Consider the following 2779-nt stretch of genomic DNA (forward strand, 5'->3'; position numbering starts at 1 on the left):
TTTGCAATTTTGGGTTTGGTGGGTGTTTTTTTAATTTTTAGTTTGGCTTATTAGTGCAGGCGCAAGCGCTTTTAATTTTGCGTGTCAACGCATAACAAGGTCGTCAACGCGGACAAAAAACTGTTGGCTGTTACGCTTCGCTTCACATTTTAGCCAACAACTTTTTGCCGGTTACAACGGCGTTATGCGTCATTCTAAATCGCTGTCTTTAATGCAGTTTTTACTTCAAGTCTTTTCTTCAAATCAGCTTTTAGGTACAGTGGCGTAATCAAGTTTTTAGTTGGTCTTGGCTTTTCGTTTTTCAATTTAAGCTGTGACCAGAAAGGTCATTCACCAGTCGAACGCTTCTTTGCAATTATGAGCTTGGTGAGTGTTTTTATAAATAAAAGTTTAGCTCGTTGGTGCAGGCGCAAGCGCTTTGAAAGTGGTATGTCAACGCATAACAAGGCGCTAAACTAGGACAAAATTAAATAAGCTCGTCGCTTCGCTCGATTTTGGCTTATTTAATTTTGCCTGTTAGCTAAGCGTTAGGTGTTTTTTTGGTTTCGTGCAGGATTTAATTATACAGTTATTAAAAAAGTTGCTTAGATATATATTAGTGTTTATGTCGCTATGGCTAATTGTATTCTTCTTATCGTTTTCTATTGATGCCTTAGTTGAAATATCAAGTGAACCCGCAGGAAATGGAGCAGGTATTTTAACGTTTGTTTTAACTATGATAGTGTCTCAAACATTATGTGCTCCTTGGTTTGATTATATGTATCAAGGTCATGAAAATGTTTATATTATTTTTTTGCTAGCAACAGCTTCTTATTTTATAAATGTATTTATTGTTTCATTGCTACTGACAATATTGAAGTATAGAAAGCACCTAACAAGCAATTAAACAGGGATAAAAACTTGCGGGCTATTCGCTTCGCTCAATTTTAGCCCACAATTTTTTACCCGTTAATCGGTCGTTATATGCCTTTGGATTTTCGTTTTGTATGACCCTCTTGAAGATATTATCGATCAAAAATTGGATGTAAGTGACGAGACTGTAAGATCTTTAATTAGTCTCTCCAAAGGAGACCTGTTTTCTGATCTACCAGGTGAAATACCTGGGGAAAAAGAAATGCTTATTGAACATTTTCAGACTGTAATCGATGCAATTATTCAAGGAATAGTAGCTAACCCTAGTAAGCTATGGGTGTTTACTATAATTCAGACCGCTCTTATCGAAATTGATGGTGAAGACACAGAAACTAAAGAGCACTTCGGTGATCATATTGAAATGATCATGGATGTTTTAAGTATTGAAAGTTCGGATGGACTGCTTGGTCATTACCTGTAATTCGGCATATAACAAGTTAATTAAACCGTGGTCGCAAAACAGTAGGCTTGCGCTCCTCCGTCGCTTATTTTAGCCTACTATTTTTCGCCGTTTATTAGGACGTTATATGTACTCATGAAAAATGAAAGTTTAGTATCTTTGCTTGGTCTACGCTATAAAATACTAACCCAAGTTATCTCTGCATTGTCCTTTTTTCCGGCAATGGGGGCGATGTATTTATGGTTACCTTTTTTAGAGAGTATTGAAATTGAATATTCAAGGTTGCATGTCGGTCTGCTGTTTATTTTGATTTATTCTGGTCAAGCCATATTGAATTTTATAATCGTTTATTATGCTTACAGGTTCGTTTTAAAAAGATTCATTCCAATTACAAACGAACAATTTAAATTACTCGCTTGGTGTAAATGGTATCCAGCGCACTGGTTTTACTAGGGTACATATAACAAGGTGCTCAAGGGCGGACACAAAAGTTTGGCTTGTCGTTCGTGCCTCACTAATTTTAGCCAAACTTTTTTTAGCCGCTTAGCACGGCGTTATGTGTACCAGTGGAAATGTGGAAGAACGAAAAATAGCACCAATAATTATATTTGTAAGCTCTTTTGCAGTCGCCATATTTAATTGTTGGCTTATTCATTATTGGTTTCATATAGGTAAAGCATCAAATGAGGCTTTAATTGTAGCCTCATACTTCATGTTTCCCGCTTGTATATTTATTTTTATCAATTCTTCGATATTGTGGTTCAGACATAAGCTCTTAAATCACCTATTAAAAAGAATTTGTGCGGTTAATTTATTAATCTCTTATAGTTGTGTTTTATATATTATTGTTGAGGCGCCGCTTTAAAGGTACACATAACAAATTAATTAAACAATGGACGCAAAACAGCAGGCTTGCGCTCATTCTTCGCTTAGTTTAGCCTGCTGTTTTTCGCCGTTTATTAAGGCGTTATGCGTCACTTTAAATCGCTGTCTTTAACACGGTTTTTACTTCAAGTCTTTTCTTCAAATCAGCTTTTAGGTACAGTGGCGTAATTAAGTTTTAAGTTGGTCTTGGCTCTTCGTTTTTCAATTTAAGCTGTGACCAGAAAGGTCATTCACCAGTCGATCGCTTCTTTGCAATTTTGGGTTTGGTGAGTGTTTTTTAACTTTAAGTTTGGTTTATTGGTGCATGCGCAAGCGCTTTTAATTTTGAGTGTCAACGCATAACAAGGTCGTCAACGCGGACAAAAAACTGTTGGCTGTTACGCTTCGCTTCACATTTTAGCCAACAATTTTTTGCCGGTTACAACGGCGTTAGGTATTAAAAGTTGCATTCATGAAAAATGATAAAGTCAGACCGCTTTTTCGAGTTCTAGCAGTCATCGCTAGCATTCCAGGTTGGCTGGCAGTTTTGCTATCATTTGCCGAGTTAATTGGTGGAGGGGAATCTAGCCTAGGAACCTTGCT

At 36.8% G+C, this 2779-nt stretch carries 3 protein-coding genes; all 3 read left to right on the forward strand.

Annotated elements, in window-relative coordinates; genetic code table 11:
• Positions 1 to 547 precede the first annotated feature (547 nt).
• The 3 genes from CWB72_RS20575 to CWB72_RS11930 all read left to right on the forward strand — a co-directional run bounded on the left by CWB72_RS20575 (position 548) and on the right by CWB72_RS11930 (position 1765).
• Positions 548 to 886 (forward strand): hypothetical protein, encoded by a 339-nt coding sequence (locus CWB72_RS20575; RefSeq protein ID WP_171037285.1) that lies wholly within the window; start codon positions 548 to 550, stop codon positions 884 to 886.
• Positions 887 to 982: 96 nt separating this feature from the next.
• Positions 983 to 1333 carry a DUF4844 domain-containing protein gene (locus CWB72_RS11925; RefSeq protein WP_130254229.1) on the forward strand — a complete coding sequence of 117 codons (351 nt, stop codon included), beginning with the start codon at positions 983 to 985 and terminating at the stop codon, positions 1331 to 1333.
• A gap of 114 nt (positions 1334 to 1447) precedes the next feature.
• Positions 1448 to 1765, forward strand: a complete 318-nt coding sequence (locus CWB72_RS11930) for a hypothetical protein (protein ID WP_138631649.1) — start codon at positions 1448 to 1450, stop codon at positions 1763 to 1765.
• Positions 1766 to 2779 lie beyond the last annotated feature (1014 nt).

It is taken from the genome of Pseudoalteromonas phenolica, assembly GCF_005886345.1.
Lineage (GTDB): Bacteria > Pseudomonadota > Gammaproteobacteria > Enterobacterales > Alteromonadaceae > Pseudoalteromonas > Pseudoalteromonas phenolica_A.